Annotated in this window: 17 protein-coding genes and 1 tRNA gene; 6 read left to right on the forward strand and 12 right to left on the reverse strand. The window is 71.7% G+C overall.

Features of this window, described 5'->3' with window-relative positions; translation table 11 throughout:
• The first annotated feature begins 38 nt into the window (after window positions 1–38).
• The gene (locus AAEP80_RS17275) at window positions 39–2,369 is read left to right on the forward strand and encodes a bifunctional metallophosphatase/5'-nucleotidase (protein ID WP_420365277.1); all 2,331 of its coding nucleotides are present in this window, start codon (window positions 39–41) and stop codon (window positions 2,367–2,369) included.
• 249 nt (window positions 2,370–2,618) lie between these two features.
• Here the strand turns inward: AAEP80_RS17275 and AAEP80_RS17280 are convergent, their stop codons facing one another.
• The 3 genes from AAEP80_RS17280 to efeU are packed head-to-tail and all read right to left on the reverse strand — an operon-like array spanning window position 2,619 to window position 6,731.
• Entirely contained in the window at window positions 2,619–3,920 is a 1,302-nt protein-coding gene (locus tag AAEP80_RS17280; RefSeq protein ID WP_420365278.1) for a Dyp-type peroxidase, read from the reverse strand.
• Entirely contained in the window at window positions 3,917–5,143 is a 1,227-nt protein-coding gene (efeO, locus tag AAEP80_RS17285) for an iron uptake system protein EfeO (RefSeq protein WP_420365279.1), read from the reverse strand. The genes AAEP80_RS17280 and efeO overlap by 4 nt, the downstream gene beginning before the upstream one ends.
• Window positions 5,130–6,731, reverse strand: a complete 1,602-nt coding sequence (gene efeU / locus AAEP80_RS17290; protein ID WP_420365280.1) for an iron uptake transporter permease EfeU — start codon at window positions 6,729–6,731, stop codon at window positions 5,130–5,132. The genes efeO and efeU overlap by 14 nt, the downstream gene beginning before the upstream one ends.
• A gap of 69 nt (window positions 6,732–6,800) precedes the next feature.
• On the opposite strand from efeU, the gene AAEP80_RS17295 reads away from it, so the two are divergent.
• Together AAEP80_RS17295 and AAEP80_RS17300 are read left to right on the forward strand one after the other, a co-directional pair.
• A complete protein-coding gene (locus tag AAEP80_RS17295; protein WP_281265492.1) occupies window positions 6,801–7,568 on the forward strand; it encodes a trimeric intracellular cation channel family protein in 768 nt (255 codons plus the stop codon).
• Between the two features lie 263 nt (window positions 7,569–7,831).
• Window positions 7,832–8,449 carry a TetR/AcrR family transcriptional regulator gene (locus AAEP80_RS17300; protein ID WP_402730083.1) on the forward strand — a complete coding sequence of 206 codons (618 nt, stop codon included), beginning with the start codon at window positions 7,832–7,834 and terminating at the stop codon, window positions 8,447–8,449.
• 124 nt (window positions 8,450–8,573) lie between these two features.
• Here AAEP80_RS17300 and AAEP80_RS17305 read toward each other — a convergent pair whose 3' ends face one another.
• The 5 genes from AAEP80_RS17305 to AAEP80_RS17325 form a co-directional block, all read right to left on the reverse strand.
• Complete coding sequence (locus tag AAEP80_RS17305; protein WP_420365281.1) at window positions 8,574–10,919, reverse strand: transglutaminaseTgpA domain-containing protein; 2,346 nt, start codon at window positions 10,917–10,919, stop codon at window positions 8,574–8,576.
• A complete protein-coding gene (locus AAEP80_RS17310) occupies window positions 10,916–12,238 on the reverse strand; it encodes a DUF58 domain-containing protein (RefSeq protein ID WP_420365282.1) in 1,323 nt (440 codons plus the stop codon). The genes AAEP80_RS17305 and AAEP80_RS17310 overlap by 4 nt, the downstream gene beginning before the upstream one ends.
• Window positions 12,238–13,269 (reverse strand): AAA family ATPase, encoded by a 1,032-nt coding sequence (locus AAEP80_RS17315; protein ID WP_420365283.1) that lies wholly within the window; start codon window positions 13,267–13,269, stop codon window positions 12,238–12,240. Before AAEP80_RS17315 ends, AAEP80_RS17310 begins: the two co-directional genes overlap by 1 nt.
• 125 nt (window positions 13,270–13,394) lie before the next feature.
• Window positions 13,395–14,402, reverse strand: a complete 1,008-nt coding sequence (locus tag AAEP80_RS17320) for a sugar phosphate isomerase/epimerase family protein (protein WP_420365284.1) — start codon at window positions 14,400–14,402, stop codon at window positions 13,395–13,397.
• Window positions 14,399–15,604 (reverse strand): Gfo/Idh/MocA family protein, encoded by a 1,206-nt coding sequence (locus tag AAEP80_RS17325; RefSeq protein WP_420365285.1) that lies wholly within the window; start codon window positions 15,602–15,604, stop codon window positions 14,399–14,401. The genes AAEP80_RS17320 and AAEP80_RS17325 overlap by 4 nt, the downstream gene beginning before the upstream one ends.
• A gap of 127 nt (window positions 15,605–15,731) precedes the next feature.
• Between AAEP80_RS17325 and AAEP80_RS17330 the strand changes: the two genes are divergently transcribed.
• Window positions 15,732–16,733 (forward strand): LacI family DNA-binding transcriptional regulator, encoded by a 1,002-nt coding sequence (locus tag AAEP80_RS17330; RefSeq protein ID WP_420365286.1) that lies wholly within the window; start codon window positions 15,732–15,734, stop codon window positions 16,731–16,733.
• 103 nt (window positions 16,734–16,836) lie between these two features.
• Here AAEP80_RS17330 and AAEP80_RS17335 read toward each other — a convergent pair whose 3' ends face one another.
• Window positions 16,837–17,817 carry a glycosyl hydrolase family 18 protein gene (locus AAEP80_RS17335; protein WP_420365287.1) on the reverse strand — a complete coding sequence of 327 codons (981 nt, stop codon included), beginning with the start codon at window positions 17,815–17,817 and terminating at the stop codon, window positions 16,837–16,839.
• A 17-nt stretch (window positions 17,818–17,834) separates the two neighbouring features.
• Complete coding sequence (locus AAEP80_RS17340) at window positions 17,835–18,284, reverse strand: MarR family winged helix-turn-helix transcriptional regulator (RefSeq protein WP_420365288.1); 450 nt, start codon at window positions 18,282–18,284, stop codon at window positions 17,835–17,837.
• A gap of 133 nt (window positions 18,285–18,417) precedes the next feature.
• Between AAEP80_RS17340 and AAEP80_RS17345 the strand changes: the two genes are divergently transcribed.
• On the forward strand, window positions 18,418–19,608 hold the full coding sequence (locus tag AAEP80_RS17345) for an MFS transporter (RefSeq protein WP_420365289.1): 1,191 nt from the start codon (window positions 18,418–18,420) through the stop codon (window positions 19,606–19,608).
• A 236-nt stretch (window positions 19,609–19,844) separates the two neighbouring features.
• Window positions 19,845–20,060, forward strand: coding sequence for a hypothetical protein (locus tag AAEP80_RS17350; RefSeq protein ID WP_413601228.1), 216 nt, complete (start codon window positions 19,845–19,847; stop codon window positions 20,058–20,060).
• 54 nt (window positions 20,061–20,114) lie between these two features.
• On the opposite strand, the gene AAEP80_RS17355 is transcribed toward AAEP80_RS17350, so the two are convergent.
• Both AAEP80_RS17355 and AAEP80_RS17360 read right to left on the reverse strand, forming a co-directional pair.
• Window positions 20,115–20,204 (reverse strand) — tRNA-Ser (locus tag AAEP80_RS17355).
• A gap of 441 nt (window positions 20,205–20,645) precedes the next feature.
• On the reverse strand, window positions 20,646–21,965 hold the full coding sequence (locus AAEP80_RS17360) for an LCP family protein (protein ID WP_420365290.1): 1,320 nt from the start codon (window positions 21,963–21,965) through the stop codon (window positions 20,646–20,648).
• Between the last annotated feature and the right edge of the window lie 52 nt (window positions 21,966–22,017).

Consider the following 22,017-nt stretch of genomic DNA (forward strand, 5'->3'; position numbering starts at 1 on the left):
TGGCGCGCCCGCTGTACGTCCTCATAGGTTCATCGCCGATGAACACTTCCCACCTTCCCGGAACCCCGAGCACTCGGCGGAGGCGGGGCGTCCTCACCGGCGCTGCCCTCGCGACCGCCGGTGTCCTCGTCGCCCTCTCCGTCCCGTCCGCAGCGGTCGCCGCCGACGAGGTCGCGTCGTCGATCGACATCTACGACGTCAACGACTTCCACGGTCGCATCGAATCCGGCAGCGGCATCGCCGGCGCCGCGGTCCTCGCCGGCGCCGTCGAGCAGCTGCGCACCGCGAACCCGGCGTCGGCCTTCGTCAGCGCCGGCGACAACGTCGGCGCCTCGACCTTCACCTCGTTCGTGCAGGACGACCAGCCCACCATCGACGCCCTCAACGCGATCGGCCTGAGCGTCAGCGCGATCGGCAACCACGAGCTGGACAAGGGGCAGGACGACCTCCGCGACCGGATCATCGGCCCCGACGACGCCCGGAACGCGAAGTACGACCACGTCTCGGCGAACCTGGTGAAGAAGTCGGACGGCACGCCCGCGTTCGACCCGTACGAGATCGAGGAGATCGGCGGCGTCCGCGTCGGGTTCATCGGGGCGACCACGGAGCTGATCCCCGAGCTCGTCTCCCCCGCCGGCATCGAGGGTCTCGAGATGGCCGACATCGTGGACTCGGTCAACAAATACGCCGACCAGCTCACCGACGGCGACGAGTCGAACGGCGAGGCCGATGCCCTCGTCCTGCTCGTGCACGAGGGCGCGGCCGACGCGACCCTCGCGAGCGCGACGGGTGACAACGACTTCGGCCACATCGCGAAGGACGTCACCGCGAAGGTGTCCGTGATCTTCTCCGGCCACACGCACCAGCTCTACAACCACGCGATCGTCCCGACCGACGGCACCACCGCGCGTCCGGTGATCCAGACGGGCTCCTACGGCGGGTACCTCGGGCACGCGAAGCTCACGATCGACCCCGCGACCAAGAAGGTGACGGCCGCCACCGCGGAGAACATCTCCCTGACGACGGGCGCCTACCCCGCGGACCCGGAGATCACGAAGCTCGTCAGCGACGCGAAGGCCGTCGCCGACGTGAAGGGCAAGGTGGTCCTCGGCACGATCGACCAGGACATGCTCCGCGCCAAGCAGACCGACGGCTCGGAGAACCGCGGTGGCGAATCCACGCTCGGCAACTTCATCGCCGAGGTCCAGCGCAAGCAGACCGAGCGCAACGGCTCCCAGATCGCCTTCATGAACCCGGGCGGCCTCCGTACCGACATGACGTACAAGGCCTCGGGGAACGGCGAGCAGGACGGTGAGGTCACCTACCAGGAGGCCGCCGGCGTCCAGCCGTTCGCGAACACCCTGGTCGTCCTCGACCTGACCGGCGACCAGATCCGTCGCGCGCTCGAACAGCAGTGGCAGCCCACCGGGTCCAGCCGTCCGTTCCTGAAGCTCGGCACGTCGAAGGGCTTCTCGTACACCTACGACCCGACGGCAGCGGTCGGTTCGAAGATCACCGAGATGCAGCTCGACGGCACACCGATCGAGGCCGGCACGACGTACAAGGTGACGGTGAACTCGTTCCTCGCATCGGGTGGCGACAACTTCGGCGCGTTCAACGAGGCATCGGCGAAGGCCGACAGCGGCACCGTCGACCTGCAGGCCCAGGTGGACTACTTCACGGCCACCCCCGACGTCGTCGTGAACGACGACCAGGGTGCCGTGGGCGTCACGGTCACCCCGACCCCCGACGGCGGCTTCCGGGCCGGCGACGAGGTCACGGTCGGTCTGACCTCCCTGACGTTCAGCAACGCGGCGGACCAGGGCGGCACCGTCTCGGTCAGCGCCGGTGGGCAGGAGCTCGCGAGCGCCGACATCGACACGACGATCATCGACACCACGGACGAACAGGGTCGCGCGACGCTGACCTTCCCGGTCCCCGGCGGAGCGGCAGCCACACCGGCGGCGGCACGAGCTCCTGGTGCCGTCACGCTCGCGGCAGCGGTCACCCCCGCCGCCACGACCGAGGAGCCACTCGTCGTGACGCTGCCGAACGGCCAGCAGATCACCCTCGCCGCGACCGTCCCGGTCCCGGTCGCCACCGACCCGACCGACCCGACGGACCCGGGCACGCCTGGAGCCGGCGGCGGCACGGGTGACGGCACCGGCGCGGGTGGGACGGGTACCGGTACCGACGTGGCCGGCAACCCGACCGCATCGGGCAGCGGAACAGGAGCCCTCGCCTACACGGGTGCCGAACTGGCGGCCCCGGCGGTCACCGCCGGCCTGCTGCTCCTGGCGGGCCTCACGGCGATGGTGATCGCCCGCCGGAAGCGCGCACAGGCGCAGGCGAGCGTGCAGGCGGACTGACACCGAGCCTCCAGTGCGCCGAACGGGTCGTCTCATCCAGGTGAGACGGCCCGTTTTCCGTGTCCTCGATCAGCAGATCACTGTGCATCCGCAGAACGGCGCGGTACTCTCTGCCTTGTCGCACAGCGACGCGCCGCGCTGGGTCGCCTCTCATCCCGGACGGTGGTTCCGCCCGGCGAGACCCCGTGGCGCGGGTGTCCTCCGTCTCCAGGGAAACGACGGAGGGCACCCACTCACCACTCGGTGCCGCTAGCGGAACAGCTGCTCGCCGATGTACGAGCCCTTCTTCGGGGCCGGCGGGATGGCGAACACCGCGGAACCGATGTGGGCGATGTACTCGTTGAGCCGGTCGACCGCGCCGAGTCGGCGCTGGATCCGGGTGAAGTGCTCCGGGTCGTTCACGTACGCCGCGAACAGCAGGCCGGCGTCGAGCTGGCCGTACTGGTTCAGTCCGTCCGTGTAGTTGTACGGGCGTCGGAGGATCTTCACGCCGTCGTTGTTCTCGTGCGCCGCGAGCGCCACGTGCGATCTCTCGTCGATCTTGCGGTCGCCCGATGCCGTGCGCGCGTGGAAGTCGGGCGTCGTGTGCTCCGTGCCGCCGGACAGGGGCGCGCCCTCGACCTTGGTGCGGCCGAACACCCGCTGTTGATCGCTGACGACGTCCGCGTCCCAGATCTCGATGTTCATCTGGATCTTCCGGATGACCTGGTAGGTGCCACCGGCCATCCACCCGTCGGCCTCGCCGTCTGGGTCGACCCAGACGAACCGGTCGTACTCCTCGTCGGTGGTGACGTTCCTGGTGCCGTCCTTGAACCCCATCAGGTTCCGCGGCGTGGTCTGCGACGGCCCAGCGGACGCCCGACCGAAGCCGAGGACGGTCCAGCGCACCGTCGCGGTGCCGCGGGCCATCCTGGCCAGGTCGCGGATCGCGTGGTACGCCACCTGGGGATCGTCGGCGCACGCCTGCAGCGACAGGTCCCCGCCGCTCAGGCCCTCCTGCAGCCGGTCGCTCGGCAGGGTCGGGATCTGCCGGAGCGCGTCCGGGCGTCGTGACGCGAGCCCGAAGCGCTCGTCGAAGATCCCCGGCCCGAGCCCGACGGTGACCGTCAGGGACGCCGGGCCGAGGTCGAGCGCCTCACCCGTGTCCGCACCGACGCCGTCGCCGTGGGCGGGTTCGACGGAGCCGACGGTCTTGCCCGCCTGCAGCTGCGCGATCGACGCGGACCACCGGGCGAGCAGCACCTGCAGGTCCGTCGCGACCGACGACGACATGTCGAACGTCATGAAGACGCAGTAGCGCTGGGGTGTGGTGCGGATCCCGCCCTGCGGCTGCCGGGCGGCTGTCGCGTAGAAGGGGTGGCTCAGGGACAGGTCGATGGACTCGTCGCCGTTGGTCGCGGCGGCGAACGGGTTGACGCCGGTGGCGATGGTCGCGCCGGCGATCCCGGCTGCCGCGCCGACGCCGGCTCCGGCAGCGGCCAGCCCGGCACCGGCGGCCACGCCGGCGCCGAACAGCCCGCGGCGGGAGAGCGGGGCAGGACCGTCCGTCACGCCGTGGCGACCTTCTCGGCCAGCCGCGACAGCGGGTCCTGCAGTGCCTGGACGCGCTGCGAGATCTCGTTGGCGTGCGCGGACTTGGCGGCGTCGTCCCAGCTGTCGAACCCGCCGAGGTCGTCGGCGTTGCGGAAGCCGTCCATCATGCTGTTCGTCTTGTCGAACTGCGTGGCGATCTGCTTCGTCAGCGTCGGGTCGAGCTTGGTCAGGCCCGGCTTCAGGTACGCGAAGGCCTGACGGGCACCCTCGACGTTCGCAGCGAGGTCGACGAGGTCGATGTGGCTGTACGCCTCTTCCTCGCCGGTGATCTTGTTCGACTGGACCTCCTCGAGCAGCCCGGCCGCACCGTTCGCCAGGTCCTCGGGCTTGTAGTCGAGCGTCGGGACGAGCTTCGCGAGCAGCGTCACGTTGGTGGTCAGGTCTGCCGCGTACTGCTTCGTCCCGTCGCCGATGGCACCCGTCTCGAAGAGGTCGCGCTCGACCGCGTGGAAGCCGCTCCAGCCGACGGCGTCGTCGAGGTTCGACGCCCGCATGTCGATCAGGTAGTCCAGGTTGCCGGCGTTGTCGGTCGCCTTGAAGCCCTTCTTCACGAAACCGTCGACGTCGCTCTCGACGTGCTCGTAGTACGGGCGGGCGTCGGCGTAGTCCTTCTTCGCGGCCTCGAGGTTCCCCGCGTCGATGTCCGTCTGCAGCTGCTTGACCGCGGTGACCATGTCGCTCACCTGGGCGTCGACGTACTTCGAGTACCCCGTCGCGCCGGACTTCAGGAGCGACGCGGCGCTGCTGTTCGCGGTGGAGGCGACCTTGCCGGTGACCGTGAAGTCGGTGAGTTCCTTGTCCGCACCGGGGCAGTACACCTGGTACTTCCCGCCGCCGAGCGTCGCGGTGAACCGCACGGCGTCGAGCCCTGGTGCGAGGTTCTCCTTCTCGCCGAAGATCCGCTGGTCCTGCAGGAGCTCGACCTCGGTGATGGCGGTCGACGACTCGTTCTTCACGGTGAACGTCACGGGCCCGGCCGGGACCTTCGTGGTCGACACGGCGCACTTGTCCGAGCCGTCGTTCGTCAGCGTGATGGAGACGCGGGAGACCTTCCCGGAGTCCGTGGAGTCGTCCGTCGCGGACGACGACGTGGCCGCACACCCGGTGAGGGCGAGCGCGGTGACGACACCGAGCGCGCCGAGGGTGGTGAGGGGTCGGACGGTGTGCTTACCGAACGGCATAGTCGGGACTCCTTGCAGGGTCCCCGGCGGGCGGGCCGCGTGCGGGGACGGTTTCGGGGGTGTGGTCGGCGAGCGCCGTCTGACGACGGCGGTCACGGAGTGCGAGGGCGAACTGTGCGGCAGCTGCGATGCCGAGGGCGATCGGCAGCCATGCCTTCCAGAGCGCGAGCTCAGCGGCCCGCGTCTGTGCGGCCGCCACGGTCGTGGCGGTCCGCTGGACGCGGGAGTCGGGGACCGCGAAGGCGCTGCGGTCGATCGTGGTGGTGCGAGCGGACGGGAGGCCCCCACCGCTCAGGGTGAGCACCGAACGTTCCGAGCTGGTCGCGTCCAGGACGCCGCCTGCGACGGTCCAGAGCGTGGTCGTCTCGGAGACGGCCCACTCCGCCCGGAACGGGCCGGGGTTCGTCGACGGCGAGATGCCGACGGGCACCCGGCCGAAGATCCCGACGAGGTCGTCCAGCGTGAGGGTCGTCGGTTCGTCGTCGCTGGTCGGGGTCCCACCGCCCGTGGTGGTCGACCGCCAGCGGTCGGCGGTCAGCCCCGCTCGGATGACCGTGCGGTGGGTCGACGCCGGGAAGTCCACGCGGGTCTGGCTGCCGTTGCCCGTGGTCCGCAGCACCGCCGACGCACCGTGCACCTCTGCGGACACCGAGGTCTGGTCGCCGGTCGTCGCGACGGTCGACGGGACGTGCACGCCGCCGGACGGCACGGCGATCGCGAGTGCGATCGCAGCGACGGCCAGGGTGCTGGCGATGCCGGTGCGGACCACGGGGACCCGTGCCGCCGCCGGCCGCCAGGCACGTGGCCAGAGCGAGATCGCGAGGACCGGGACCACGTAGAGGACCCACCCGAGGACCTCGGTCACGCGGGGGTCCGGCGGGATCCCGAGGACGCCGGTGACGAGGGCGCCCTGCACGGAGCCGTTCGGCGCGAGCCAGCTCAGGTCGACGGTGCGTTGCTGGCCGATGACGATCCAGCCGGCCTCGTGCGCGCGTCGGAGCACCGTGAGGACGAGCCCGCCGGCGACGAACACCAGGAAGACGCCGGTGCCGGTGAAGAACTTCGACAGGTTCAGCCGGACGCCGCCGGTGTAGATGCCGTAGCCGATGAGGACCGCGGCCGCGATGCCGATCAGGGCGCCGAGTGCGGCGAGCCCGGTGTCCGACGACGCCTGGAAGGTCGCGAGGAGGAACACCGCCGTCTCGAAGCCCTCCTTGAGGACGGCGAGGAAGGCCATGCCTGCGAGCGCCCACGCGGTCCCGCGGCCCATCGCCTGTGTCGCGCTCGCCTCGAGCTCCGTCGTCAGGGTCCGCGCGTGGGTGCGCATCCAGACGATCATCCCGGTGACGAAGACGACCGCGACGATGCCGATGACCGCTTCCATGCCCTCCTGCTGGGCCTGCGGGAGGGCCTGCTCGACGATCTGCAGGCCGAAGCCGACGGCCACGCTGAGCAGCACGGCGACCCCGACCCCGAGCCACATCGGCGCGAGCGGGACACGGTTGCGGCGCAGGAAGGCAGCGATGATGCCGACGATGAGCGTGGCTTCGAGGCCTTCACGGAGACCGATGACGAGGGTGGCGAGCATGGCGAAGGCAAGGTTAGCCTTACCTCACCCCTCCCGGCTACCACTTCGGCGTGGGGTTTGATGGTTCTCATGAACCTGCTCTCCGCCGACGGCCTCGCCGCCGTGACGAACGTGCTCGACCTCGCCGGGGTCTTCGCGTCCGCGCTCCTCGGCGGAGCGGTCGCCCGGACGATGGGGCTCGACCTGTTCGGGTTCCTGGTCGTCGGGTTCGTCTCGGGGCTCGGTGGCGGCATGTTGCGCGACGTGCTGCTGCAGAACGGCCCACCGGTCGCGCTCACCGACCCGCTGTACGTGCCGATCGCGGTCGCCGGTGCGCTCGTCGCCTTCTTCGTGTCGTTCTCCGAGCGTGGCTGGGACCGACTGTTCACGTTCCTCGACGCCGCCGTGATCGGGTTCTGGGCGGTGGTCGGCGTGCAACGGACCTTCGACGCCGGACTCGAGTGGCCCGCGGCGATCATCATGGGCACGATCACCGCGGTCGGCGGCGGTGTCGGCCGGGACCTGCTGCTCCGGCGCGTGCCCGCGGTGTTCGGCGGCAACGCCCTCTACGCCTCCGTGGCGGTCGCCGCCTCGGCGGTGATGGTCGTCGCCTCGGCACTCGGCTCCCCGACCATCGGGATCGTCGCCGCCGTGGTGCTCTCCCTCGTGCTCCGGTGGGGCGCCGTGCGGTGGGGCTGGGGGCTGCCGAACGGTCGCGACTGGCAGCCGCAGTCGACGCTGGCGTCCCTGCTGCGTCGGGGCAAGGGGATCCGTCCGGATGCGATCCGTCTGCTCCGTCGGCCGGGACGCCGCCGGGGCCCTGGGAGCGTGCACACCGAGGACGACGACGCGGACTGAGCGGTTCCGCGTCCGGCCCCTCGGGCGTAGCATCGATCCCGCCGGGTATCGGACCCGGCACACACACCCCGGTCGGACGGCCGGGCACGTGCAGCGCACGGATGGGGACCGACGCGACCCGAACGCGCCGGAACCACCCGTGGTCGCGCGTGATCGGATGCACGGCGCGCCAGGTCCCCCGGCCCACGCGCGATCAGCAGAATGGACGGGTACGACCTCCACGTCTGCCCGGTGCCACCGGGCTCCGTCTGAACCAGGAACAGATGAGCGACGCTGCTTCTCCCGACGACCGCCAGACCTCGGCCAGGACCCCGAGAGCCGAGGTGCGCGAGCGCCTGCTCACCGCCGGTGCCGAGGTCTTCGCCGAACAGGGCGTGCACGAAGCGCGACTCGACGACGTCGCCGCCCGCGCCGGGTTCAGCAAGGGTGCGGTCTACTCGAACTTCTCCTCGAAGGAGGACCTCGTCGCGCAGGTGATGCAGCGCGCGACGAACCTGGTGCTCGGCTCGCTCGACGAACTCGTGCGCGAGGACATCGCCGCCGCCGACATCGGTGACATCGTCCGGGCAGCGTTCGGCCGCCACGACCAGAGCGCGCAGTTCGCCCTGCTGTCCGAGTTCCGCGGCTTCGCGATCCGCCGCCCGGAGCTCATGCCCGAGTTCGTCCGGCAGCGCCGGGTGCTCCAGGACGGCGTGCACCGACTCGTGCTGCTGTGGTTCGGCGCGCACCCGGAGATCGACCCGGGGATGCCGCTCGACGTCTTCTCGACCGCGCTCATCGGCGCGAACGTCGGCATCGTGTTCGACTCCCCCGCGCTCGACGGCGTGAACCCCGGCGAGGTCGTCGCCACCCTCGTCGAGGCCGTCATCCGCCCGCGCTGACCCGAGTCTCGCGCCGTCGCCCCCGAGTCTCGCGTTCAGCGACACTCCTCGCGGCGGATCCCGCAAGACGTGTCGCTCAGCCCGAGTCTCGGCTCGCCGAAGACCCCGCGGGACGCCGGCGGCGCTACGCGGGACGCCGGCGGCGCGGGCCGTCGTGCGACCAGGCGGACGACGGCGTCAGGCTGGGCGGCAGCAGGCGCGACCGGAGCCGCTGCGGGAGCCGGACGGACGCGTCCAGGGCGACCCGTGCCTCCCGGACGGTCGCGACGAGCGCTGCCCCGTCGACCGAACCCGCCGGCGCGTAGCGCTCCTGGTCGACCGCGTCGACCGCCGACTCCAGGAACGGCAGCACCGACGACGGCACCGACGACCGGAGTCGCCCGAGCACGGCGCGCGCGGTCCGTGCCACCGCCGCGGCGTCACCGGGCGGTGCGAGGCCGGGCGCGTACCCGTGGTCGGCGACGTCGTCGAGGAGCTCACGCCAGGCCGAGACCGCTGGCGACCGGCCGTCGGCCACCGCGGCGAGCCGGGATCGACGGCGGACCGCCCGCACGGTCGCCGGTGCGACCAGCACCGCCAACGCGATCAGGATGCCGACCGCGAGGCCCCACGGCCCGTTGCCCGAGCCGCCGGTCGACCCCGCGGCCCCGGGGGCGGCCGAGGCGCTCGGCGTCGGGCTCGCGGACGTGGACGGCTCGTTCGACGCGTTCGGTTCCGGCAGCGGCGTGGCGGGGTCGGCCGCGCTCGGCGTCGTCGTCGGCTCCGTGGACGACGTCGCCGCCGAGTCGGAGTCCGGGGTCGGTTCGAAGGCGACCCAGCCGGCGCCCTTGATGTACAGCTCCGGCCACGAGTGCAGCTGCCGGTTCGAGACCGTGTACTCGCCGTCCTCCTGCGTCCCGCCCGCCCGGTACCCGACCGCGATCCGCGACGGGATGCCGAGCGTGCGGGCCATCACGGCCATAGCGGAGGAGAAGTGCACGCAGTACCCCTCCCGTACCTGCAGGAACTTCGCGACGACGTCCATGCTGTCGCCGTCGTAGCCCTGCTCGACGGGGGCGGTCTCGGAGTAGGTGAAGAGGTCGCTGCGGAACCACTCCTCGAGGGTCCTGGCCTTCTCGTAGTCCGTCTCGGCACTGCCGGCGACACGGGCGGCCGTGGTCGAGATGCTCTTGGGCAGGTCCTTCGGCAGGGCGAGGTCGGTCCGCAGTTGTGCACTGGACGGCGTCGGGTAGCCACGCCCGTCGAACCGGTCGAGCCGTCCGGCGGCGTCGATGGCGTCGAGGTAGGCGTTCGCGAAGGTCGAGGCGCCGTAGACCTCGTACGTCGCCCCGCGTCGGGTCGCCGGACCCGTGGAGCGCACGGTGTTCGAGTCGCCCATCCACCGCCACTGGTCGAGCTCGAGGTTCGTGGACTGCGACTGGATGGAGACCGCCCCGGACGGCACGGGGAGGTAGTTGCTCGACAGACCGGTGATGCGGACGGTGACGTCGCCGCGGCTCGCCAACCGGGGGTTGATCCCGACGGCCCACTGCTGCTGGTCGGCGGTCTGGGCGTCGCTGACGTCGGTGACGGTCGGGACCCAGTCCCCCGTCCCGAACTCGTCGAGGTCGGCGAGCTTGAGGTACTCCGGCTGCCCGTCGGACGAGCGGTACCGGAACACCTCGAGCTCGCTGGGCCGACGGAGGTCCTGCCCGAGGTTGAGCAGCGTGCCCGGTCGCCCCGGTTGGATCGGCGCCTGGATCGCCCCGGTGACACCGGACAGCCAGCTGGCGTTGAGCGGGATGATCGTCGGCAGCCCCACGGCGACCACGAGCGCGACGGCGCCGATCAGCGTCGCCGGGAACGCCCGCTGCACCGGACGGACCGAGAGCCACAGCAGCGCGAGGAACGCCAGTCCGGTGACGACGACGAGCCCGGTGCTCGCGGGTGTCCCGGTGACGACGCCCGGCACGATGAGGATCACGAGTGCCGGAGCCGCGGCGAGCGCCGCTGCGGGTGCGACCGTCGCGAGGAACAGCGACGCAGCCGCGACCCAGGCGATCGCGACCGTGACGACGAGCCGGATCGGATCGGTCTGCGGGAGCGGTGCCGGGTTGAGCCGGATCGCCGCGATCGTCTGCCCGAGGGCTCCGTTCCCGTCGATCCACCCGAGCGGTTGGATGTCGTTGACGAGTGCTGCGGCGCACGAACACGCGATGAGCGTCGCGACCAGGGCGACGAAGCGGACGCCGGGCGACCGACGGCGGACGGCCAGCACGACGCCGACGAGGACCACGACGATGGCGAGGGCGGACGTCCACCAGGCGATGCCCTGCACGAGCGGGCGGAAGGCCAGCGCGGCGAGCAGGACGGGGACGGGCGCGAGGGCGATCACCCACGGCGACGGTGCGGCGCGGTCGTCCTCGCGGTCGAGGATCTCGCGGACGTCGGCCCGGCCCCTGCTGGCGGGGCGGGTGTCCTGCGCGGTCACCGCAGTGCTCCTGCGCCGGCGACCGGCACGACGAGCGTCCGCCACCCGCCGCGGTCGAGGATCCCCCGCACCACCGGGTCCGGCGGCACGATCGTCGCCAGGATCCCGCGGCTGGAACCGCTCGTCGACGACACGAGTTCGGCGGCCTGCTCGGCGGTGCAGTGTCCGGTGACGACGGCGGTCATGCCGTGCACGTCGCGACCACGGACGTCGGGCAGCACGTCCGTCACCCGACGGGCGTCGCCGCGGACACGGACGTCCGCCAACCCGACGAGCACGTCGGTCAGCCCGCCGGCGTCTCCGGTGTGCCGGGTGTCACCGCCGATGTCGTCGGTGACGAGCACCACGCGCGAGGTCCGTGCGGCGAGGGCCCGCGCGACGCTCGCAGCGACGACGACCGCGTGCTCGAACGCGGCGTCGCCACCGAGGTCGGCGAGCTCCGCCAGGTCGTCCCGCCCGAGCTGCTGGTACGACTCGCGGCGGACGTCCAGGGCGATCACCGCTTCCGGCGGCTGCGCCTGGGTGGTCTGGCGGACGTGGAGTTCGCCACGACGGGCACTCTGCGCCCAGTGCACGCGGCGGATCGGGTCGCCTGGACGGTACGGGCGGAGTTCGCTGTCGTCCGCCGAACCGCCCTGACCGACACGTCCTTCGTCGGCGGACACCGCGCCCGCGAGTGCTCCCGTGTCCATGGCGGAGAGGGCCGTCGAAGCCGGGACCACCACCACTTCCTCCGGGGCGACCACGGGACGGTCGATGCGCAGCAGGCCGAACGGGTCCTCGACACGGATGGTCACCGGCCCGACGACCGTCCGGCCTCGGTGCATCGCGAGCGCCTCGACGTCGAACACCGCTGGTGGCACCGACGGCCCGATCTCGACGAGGGCCTCGGCGTCGGACACGCTCGCGAACGCGTCCTCGAGCTGTTCGCGCACGAGCAGGGTGGAGCGCGGCCCGATCGGCATCGTCGTCCCGCGCAGGGTGATCCGCTCGCGGTACACCTCGCCGACCTGCACCATCGCGCGTGGGGCCGCACGGGATCCCCGCAGCGGCGCCGCGACGACGAAGGCCATCGCGATCCCGAGCACGACGAGCACCAGGAGCAGGAGCCCGGCGGACACGGCGACGCTCGTGGTCGCGACGAGTCCGCCGCCGATCAGGCCGATCCCGACCGCGATGACCGACCAGCCGCGGGCGGTCGGCCGGGGGAACGGGGTCCGACGGGCCATCGCCGCCGCACGCTTCGCCCACCGGTCCAGGACCGACCGCGCCGCCCCTGCACGGCGGAGCAGCGTCGAGGTGCCGGGCGGCTGGGACATCAGGACCGGACTGGCGCCGCGGTGAACGGCACCGCGGTCTCCGAGACGACGCGCACGACGATCTCGCGCGCGGTGTCCTCGGCCGTGCCACCGAGCCCGCGGGCGACCGGGACGAGCCGGTGCGCGAGGACGATCGGCGCGAGCTCCGCGACGTCGTCCGGGGTGACGAACGAGCGGCCCTGCAGGGCGGCGTGGGCGCGTGCGGCCTGCGCGAGGTGCAGGGTGGCGCGCGGGCTGGCGCCGAGCACCAGGTCGGGGTGGGTCCTGGTGGCACGGACGATGGCGATGACGTAGGCCTCGACGTCGGGAGCGACGTGCACTTGGCGCACCGACGCGACCATCGCGCGGAGGGTGCCGACGTCCACGATCGGACGGAGCGACGTCAGCGGGTCGCGTCCGCCGCGGTTGGTGAGCATCCGACGTTCGGCCTCGACGCTGGGGTACCCCATCGCGATGCGCGCCATGAACCGGTCGCGCTGCGCCTCTGGCAGCGGGTACGTCCCCTCCATGTCCACGGGGTTCTGCGTCGCGACGATCATGAACGGCGACTCCAGCACGCGGGTGACGCCGTCGACCGTGACCTGGGACTCGGCCATCGCCTCGAGCAGCGCGGACTGGGTCTTCGGGCTGGTCCGGTTGATCTCGTCACCGATGACGACGTTCGCGAACACGGGGCCGGGCGAGAACCGGAACGTGCCGGAGGACTGGTCGAAGATGTTCACGCCGGTGACGTCCGACGGCAGCATGTCCGAGGTGAACTGGATGCGGTTCACCGACCCGCCCACCGATGCGCCGAGCGCCTTCGCGAGCACGGTCTTGCCGACCCCTGGGACGTCCTCCACCAGCAGGTGTCCCTCTGCGAGCATGACCGTCAGCGCCGTGCGGATCGCGTCGGTCTTGCCGTCGACCACCGTGGCGACGGCGGACATGATCGCCGCACCCGCGTCACGGACCTGGTCGACGGGGATGGCGAGGTCGGGGGCGTCCGGCACGCAGGTCTCCTCAGGGGGTGGGGACAGTGGTCCGCGCATGCTACATCGGCCCGGTGACAGCGACCGGAGGATGTGTCACCGACCGCGTCCGGGGACACACTGGAGGCTCGACCAGCGTCCGCCGGTCGGCAGACGCTGGTCGAGCCTCCAGTCTGGTGCCCCGCTCAGCCGACGCGCGCCGCCAGCGCTTCGTCCGCCGCACGCAGCACGCGCGCCGCCACGGCGACGCCTGCTTCGCGCCCGAGCTCGGTGTCCTCGTGCTCGATGTTCACCCACATCTCGGGGTCCACCTCGTGGAGTGCCTCGAGGAACGCGGACCAGTACGCCTCGTCGTGGCCCTTGCCGAGCGCGACGAAGTCCCAGGCGGAGGGCTTCGGCCATTCGTTCGCCCACTCGTCGCCACCGAGGTTCGTGCGGGGCTCGTCCGGGGACAGTCGGCGGAACGAGTTGTCGAGGACGCCGTTGATCGCCGCGTGCGGGTTGATCCTGACGTCCTTCGCCGCGGCGTGGAAGACGAGCGGACCGAGGTCGCGGACGACCGCCACCGGGTCCATCTGCTGCCAGAAGAGGTGCGACGCATCGAGCTCGACGCCGACGTTCGTCAACCCGCCCCGCTCGACGAGCTCGCGGATCGTCGCCGGGTTGAAGACGACGTTCTGCGGGTGCAACTCGAGCGCGACCTTGACGCCGTGCTCGCGGGCGAGGGCGTCGATCTCCTGCCAGAACGGGACGGCGACGCTCCACTGGTACTCGAGGACGTCGAGTGCGGCGGAGTTCCAGGCGTTCACGATCCAGTTCGGGCGGACGCCACCGGGCTCCCCCGCCGGCAGGCCCGACATCGTGACGACGCGGTCCTGGCCGAGGCGGGCGGCGAGCCGGATGCTGCGCCGGATGTCCTCGGCGTGGGCGTCCCCGATCGTGCGGTCGGGGTGCAACGGGTTCCCGTTGCAGTTCAGGCCGGCGATGGACACCCCGGTGCCGTCGAACCGGGCGAGGAAGGCGTCCCGTGCCTGGTCGTCGTCCAGGATGGCGTCGATGTCCGGCACGTGCACCGGGGGCAGGAACCCGCCGGTGTTCAGTTCGATGCCGGTGAGACCGTTCTCCGCGATGGCGCGCAGGGCGTCCGCGAGGGAGCGGTCGTGGAAGATCGCGTTGTACAGACCGAGCCTCATGCGTGCTGCTCCTGCTTCGTCGTCACTGCGGCCCCGTCCGCCTGCGCGGACCGGACCACCGCGTCGAGGACCTCCATGTTGTGCACGCCGTCGTCGAACGTGGCGTTGCGCGGAAGCGGATCGGCGACGCCGGCGACCTCGTCGAGGAACGCGCGCGCCTGGTACTCGAACATCTGGTTCTGGCCCCAGCCGACGCCGGGTGCGTCCATCGCCATACCGCCGGCCACGTAGGGGTGGTCCGGCCCGAGGACGACCTGGCGGTACCCACCGAGGCGGGAGCCGTCGGACTGCAGGGCGAGGCCGATCTCCGACGGCCGCTCCTGGTCCCAGCGCGCGGCGCCGCCCTCGCAGAAGACCTCGATCACCAGACCGTTCGGATGGGCCGTCGCGACGCGGGACACCTCGAGCGAGCCGACCGCGGCACCGTCGCCGAAACGAGCGCTGAAGGTGGCGTAGTCGTCGTTCTCGACGGCCTGCGTCTCGCCGGTCAGTTCGACTGCCGCACCCCGGAGTGCGTGTCCGGCGGCGACGGGTCGTTCGGTGATCGTCGTGGTGAAGAGCCCGCCGGTGACGCTCCGGACGTCTCCGGCGAGGAACTCCGCGATGTACGTCAGGTGCGAGCCGACGTCGGCGAGCGCGCCCGTTCCGGGAGCGCCGGCGTAGCGCCACGAGAACGGGACGTCCGGCGAGGATCCGTAGTCGGTCCAGTAGCGGCCGGAGAGGTGCAGGACCTTCCCGAGGGTGCCGTCCTCGATCAGCTCGCGGATCGCCGCGATGCCCGGTGCGCGTCGGTAGGTGAAGCCGACGCGGGCGATCGTGCCCTGTGCCTCGGCGGCACGGGCGGCGTCGGCCATCGCGCGGGCGTCCTCGAGCGAGTCGGCCAACGGCTTCTCGCACAGCACGTGCTTGCCGGCGGCGAGAAGCCCCTCGACGATCTCGCGGTGCAGGCGGTTCGCGACGACGACGCTCACCACGTCGATGTCGTCGGCGGCCGCGATCGCCCGCCAGTCGGTGTCGTGCCGCTCGAACCCGAAGCGCTGCGCGGCCTCGGCGGCGAGGGGCTCGTACACGTCCCCGATCGAGACGAGCCGCACGGGCGGCAGCGTCGGAGCGAACAGGGACGGGGCGTTCCGCCACGCGGCCATGTGGGCCTTGCCCGCCATGCCCGCGCCGATGACGGCGACGCCGATGCTCTCGCGCATGTGCTCTCCTTCGAGCTGGTTCTTCCGGTCCTGGTCCGTCGGGGACCGGTCCGTTCGGTTCTGGAACGTTCCAGAAGGGGTCGGTAGACTGTAGACCCACCTCCCCATGTCCTGTCAAGGAGCGACCGTGTCGAACCGCCGTCCGCCGACGATCATCGACGTCGCAGCACTCGCGGGCGTCTCGAAGTCGCTGGTCTCGATGGTGATGCGCGACGACCCCGGCGTCTCCGACAGCCGTCGCGCGGCCGTCCTCGCCGCCGCCGCGTCGCTCGGGTACCGGCCGAACCGTGCCGCCGCGATCCTCGCCGGCACCAGGACCCGCACGATCGGCGTCGTCGTCGACGACTTCCGCAACCCCTGGTACGTGCCGATGCTCGACGGCATCCGGTCGACGCTCGCACCACACGGGTTGCGTCTGACGCTCGCCGACGCCGTGGCGAACGCGCACCTCGGCAGCTCCCCGTTCGACGACCTCGTGTCGCTCCGGGTCGACGGCGTCATCCTCGGGGCCGAGAGCTCGGTCGACCTCCTCGTCCCCGACGACACCCCCGTGGTCGTCGCCGGCGAGCGCGCGTCCGTCCCGCCCGGGCTGGACGTGGTGGCGTCGGACGAGGCCGCCGGCGCACGCATCGCCGTCGACCACCTCGTCGGGCTCGGGCACCGGCACATCGCGCACCTGACCGGCGCCGGTGGTTCGGCAGCAGCGCGGCGCGTGTCGACCGTCGCCCGGATGACGTCGTCCGGCGTCGAGCCCCTGGTCCTCGGGGAGGGGCCGACGTCCGAGCAGACCGGGTTCGACGCCGCGCGGGCAGCTCTGGCCGTGCACCCGTCCCTGACCGCACTGTTCGCGGCGAACGACGTGATGGCGATGGGAGCGATCGCCGCTGCGCGACAGGCCGGGCTGCGCGTGCCGGAGGACCTGTCGGTCATCGGCCACGACGAGACCCCGCTCGCGGCGTCGCCCCTGCTGCAGCTCACGACGGTCGACCCGCACAACGACGAGGTCGGACGGCTCGCGGCCGCCCGGCTGATCACCCTCATCGGGGACTCGTCGCGCCCGGCACCGACGCGTGACCTCGTGACGCCCACCCTGGTCGTCCGCAGCACCACCGCTCCCCCGCGGGCGTAGCGCCCCAGCGATCGAGTGCGCAGAAACGGGGATCCTCGCCCGCCGGACGTCCCCGTTTCCGCGCACTCGATCCCACCGACGCCCACCGGCACCGGCCACCCCGTCAGCGCGGCAAGGACATCGAGTTCAGGGACCACATCGCGACACCGTGCAGCCCGAGCTCCCGCGCGAGCGCCGTCCGCGCGCGGTACGAGCGGGCATCCGACCAGTGCAGCTCGCGTCCGTCGTCGAGCTCCGCCGACCACTCCCCGTCGCGGTCCGACCAGACTGCCGCGTCCCCCGCCAGACGCCGTGCAGCTCCCGGCCCCAGCGGCGCGTCACCCGCACCGGGACCCCATGCGTACCCGTACGACGCGATCCCGAGGTCGATGCGGTCCGCGCGGAGCCCCTGCGCCTCGGCAGCGTGCACCACCCGGGTCGCCCAGGGCAGCGCCCCCACCGTGCCGGGCCCGCTCCACGGACCGTGCTGGTCGTACGTCATGAGCACGAACCGGTCCACGTGCTCCGAGAGTCCGCGCAGGTCGTACCCGGTCGCCCGGAACCCGGCCGCCGACGTCGATGCCATCACCGCCATCGAGACCCGCGCGTCGTCGCCGAGCTGATCGTGCACGGCGTCCCGGACCGCGGCGGCGAACGCGACGAGCCCCGCTCGGTCCCGGGCCCGCAGCGACTCGAGGTCGATCTGCACGCCCTGCATCCCGGCGTCGTCGGCGGCGCGGGCCACCTGGCGGGCGACACGACCGCGGTTCTCCGCGGAGGACAGCAGCGCCGTGCCGGCCTGCGGCGAGAAGTCACCGATCGTCGACGAGTAGTTGCTCACGAGGAGCTCGGCCGAACCACCCGCGGCCGACGCCAGTCCGGCCAGTCCGGCGGGAGCCTCGTTCAGGCGCGAGCCGTCGTCCGCGACCGTGACACCGTCGACCCCGATCGTCGTCGCGAGCGGGACGGCGTCGGTGACACGGTCCACCGCGGTCCCGCCGGGTTCGACGTACGCCTCGACCTCGAGCCCCGAACCGGATGCGCACCCGGCGAGCACCAGCCCCGACACGAGGACGGCCACCACGACACCCGCACGACGAACCACCCGGTCACGGTAGCGGGTCAGACGCGCTCGTACTCCAGGCGTTCGACCGCCGTCGCGAGCTCGTCGAGTTCCGGCACGCCGTGCGCCTCGGTCAGCGCTGCCTCGAGCGCGGCGGCGTGGATCGGTGCCGCACGATCGAAGAGCGCGGAGCCGGCATGCGTCAACTCCGTGTAGAGCCCTCGACGGTCGTCCGCGCAGAGCACCCGGGTCAGCAGGGCACGTTCCTCGAGCCGGTTCACGAGCCGCGTCGTCGCACTCGGGCTGAGCGCCGCGGCGCGCGCGAGCTGCTGCATCCGCATGTGGAAGCCGTCCTGTCGCCGGAGCGCATCGAGCACCGTGAACTCCACGACGGACAGGTCGACCTCGCGCAGTGCCTGCTCGAGGTGCGACTCGATCAGGCTGTGCAGCGCGCCGAGGGTGCGCCAACCGTGTGCGCGGACCGCGATCGCCGTGTCGTCGATGCTCATGAGGACCTCCCAAGTCGTTGCACGCGCAGATAGTTGCTTGCGCACACACCTAGCGTGTGCAACTATTTATCCCGCGCTCGCAACTACCAGCGTACGCGGCATGCCCGCGGCGGACAACAGGAGAGGACCACGCATGCCTGCTGGACTCATCGCACTCGCGCTCGGCGGCTTCGGCATCGGACTGACCGAGTTCGTCATCACCGGACTGCTGCCGGAGGTCGCGGCGGACTTCGGCGTCACCGAGACCACGGCCGGCTGGCTCGTCACGGGCTACGCGCTCGCGGTCATCGTCGGCGCGCTCGGCCTGACCGCCGCCACCACCAGGCTCCCCCGGAAGCCCGTGCTCATCGGACTCCTCGTGCTGTTCGTCATCGGCAACACCCTGTCGGCACTCGCACCGACGTACGGCGTGATGATGACCGGCCGTGTCGTCGCCGCGCTCTGCCACGGCGCGTTCTTCGGCATCGGCTCCGTCGTCGCGTCGAACATGGTCGCGCGCGAGAAGCGGGCCTCCGCCGTCGCACTCATGTTCACCGGGCTCACCGCGTCGAACGTGCTCGGCGTCCCCTTCGGCACGTTCCTCGGTCAGGCGATGGGCTGGCGCGCCACCTTCTGGGCGATCGCCGCGATCGGCGTCGTCGCCCTCGTCGGAGTCGCCCTGCTCGTGCCCGCCACGAAACAGGACGCGGCGCCGTCACTCGTCCGCGAACTCGGCGCGTTCCGCTCCGGCCAGGTGTGGCTGTCGCTCGGCGTCACCGTGCTCGGGTACGGCGGCATGTTCGGCGCCTTCACCTACATCGCGTACACGCTCACCGCCGTCTCGGGCTTCGCGTCGGCCGCGGTCCCGTGGCTGCTCGTCGTCTTCGGTCTGGGCCTGTTCGTCGGCAACTGGGCCGGCGGCCGCCTCGCCGCGAAGTCGATCGACCGGACGCTCCTCGTCGTGCTCGCGAGCCTGACGGTCGTCCTCGCGCTCTTCGCCGTCGTCGCCACGAACCCCGTGCTCACCGTCGTTGCCCTCGTGCTCATGGGTGCGTTCGGTTTCGCCACCGTGCCGGCGCTGCAGACCCGCGTGATGCACTACGCGGACCACGCCCCGACCCTGGCGAGCGGCGCGAACATCGCCGCGTTCAACCTCGGCAACGCGTTCGGCGCCTGGATCGGCGGATTGACGATCGCCGCCGGCCTCGGCTACACCTCGCCCATCTGGGCAGGCGCCGCCATCACCCTGGCCGGGCTCGCGCTCGTGGCGGTGCCCGCCGGCGCAGCGCGCCGCGGCGGCGCCGCACGCCCCGTGCGGACCGGGAGCATCAGCACCGTCGGCTGAACCGCGACCAGGTGACGGACTGGAGGCTCGGTGCACGCCCGCACCGAGCCTCCAGTCCGTCTGCCGGTCACGGGACCAACGCCCAGCCGACGCGACTACCGTCACCGGCAGGTGACCCAGCCCCCGGCCGCCGGATCGATCCACAGCCGACCGGAAGCCGTCATGCATCCACCGCTCACAAGAACCGCCCTCCTCGACAGCGCGTCCCCGACGACGCGCGGGGGCGGGCCGTGTCGATGACTGCGCGAGAAGGCATGCTCTGGACCGAGACGCACGCTGGCCACTGGGAGGGGTGCTCCGGGTCGACGCTCATGGGTGTCATCTCCTGGCACGACGGGTACGCGGTCCGGTCCTCCGGCGGCGAGGTCCACGGGCAGCACAGCACACTCGACAGCGCGAAGGCGCAGCTCGAGGGCTGGATGCGCTGGCTCGACTCCACCGACGCGGCCTGAACCCACCCGGACAGCGAAGAAGCCCCGCCGATCGGCGGGGCTTCTGTCCGTGTGCGGAGACGGAGGGATTTGAACCCTCGGTCCCCTCAAAGGGGACTCCACCTTAGCAGGGTGGTGCACTCGGCCGGACTATGCGACGTCTCCATGCGCCCTTGCGGACGCACGCACCACCATACAGGAGGACCGGGGCGGTCTCGACCCGGTGTTTCCCGGCGGGCGCGTCGGGGTGTCCGCTCATGGTCCCCCGAAGTGGGGACACCCGGGGGTTGTCTCCGTGTACCCCGGTCACTAGTCTCATCGGGACGCGGCGATCACGTTCCGGGGCTCGTCCCCGTTGTCGCGACACAGCACCCAGCGTCGCTCCCTGGCCTGGGCCCGGCTCGCCCGATGATCGGCGTCCGCCGAGGAGCGACTCCGCGGGGGCGTGACCACGGTCACGTCCCCGCTTTTTCGTGCGCGGGCGCCGGTCGCCGCGGCCCGAGTCTCGCGCTGAGCGACAGTTCTCGGGCTCGGCCGCGCGAGAGCTGTCGGCCAACACGAGACTCGGGGCGGAGAGCGCGAGACTCGGGGGCGCAGGCAGGCCGGTTAGGACCCGAAAGCCTTCGAGCAGGTCTGCTGATCGGCGGACTGGCCCTGCAACCCGTCGATCGTGTCGGACGTCGCGGGAGCGGACGGGGTCGCGGGCGAAGCGGAATCCGAACCGGCGTCGGTCGCGGGCGTCGTAGGATCGGCTGTGAGAGCCGACGGGTCCGCCGCAGGGGTCGAGGGGGTCGCGGCGGCGCTCGGGTCCGCCTCGGACCCGATGCCCGTGCTGCCGGCACCGAGCGAGAACGACTGATCGGCCTTGATCTTCTCGAACAGCTGGTCGGCGAGGTACTTCGTCGGCTGCACCTTCCCCGCGTAGACGCCCGTGCCACCGGTCGTCCCCGGGTACTGCACGAAGTTCACCTGGTCGAGGGGCAGGTCCTGCAGCGCCCGCCCCATCTGCACCATCGTCCCGGCGTCGTTGAGACTCTGCGAGAGCTGCATGTTGGACGCCGCCGCCCGCGCGAGCTTGTACAGCGTCGCGGGCGAGGTCAGGGTCTGGTTCGACTTCACCGTCCGCAGGAGCGACGACAGGAACACCTGCTGCGAGCTGATGCGACCGAGGTCGGAGCCGTCGCCGACACCGTGCCGCGTGCGGAGGAACTCGAGCGCCTGGGAGCCCTGCAGGGTGGTGGTCCCGGCCGGCAGGTCGAGCCCGGTGTAGCGGTCGTGGATCGGCGACGCCACACACACCGGCACGCCGCCGATGGCGTTGGACATCTCGATGACGCCGTTGAAGGACACCGCTGCGGAGTACTGCACGTCGAGCCCGGTCAGGCCCTGCACCGTCTGCACGACGCAGTTCAGGCCCCCTTCACCCCACGCGCTGTTGATCGGCTGCGCGGCCATCGCCGGCGTCGAACCGGAGCCGTCTGGCTTCTCGCACGCCGGGATCGGCGTGATGAGGTCACGCGGGATGCTCACCGCCGTCGCGTTCGTGTGGTCCGCGGAGACGTGCAGCAGGATGTTGACGTCGTTGAGGGTCGCGTCCCGCTCGCCGTACTGGGTTCCCTGCTCCGGGTCGTTGTCGGTGCCGACCACCAGCATGTTGAAGCCACCCTTGTAGGCGCTGAGCGCGTCGCCGCCGCTCTTCGCCTCGGCAACGGGCTGCCCCTGGATCTGCACGCCCTCGCCGAAGTCGTCGGTGACCTGCTTCGCCGCGATGGCCGCGACCGACGCGGAACTGATGAGGGCGACCGCGACCACCCCGGAGAGGACCTTGGCGACCGTGCCGAACGGGGAACGGCGACGCAGACGTCCGTGACGGGCGATCCCGCTGGCTCGGTTGAGTCGGTGGGATCGATCACGAACGTCGTTCACGGGCACTCCTGTCGTCGGCGGACACGATGGCGGCGCCGTCCTGATCGACGCC

The sequence above is a fragment of the Curtobacterium sp. L3-7 genome, from assembly GCF_048756585.1.
Lineage (GTDB): Bacteria > Actinomycetota > Actinomycetes > Actinomycetales > Microbacteriaceae > Curtobacterium.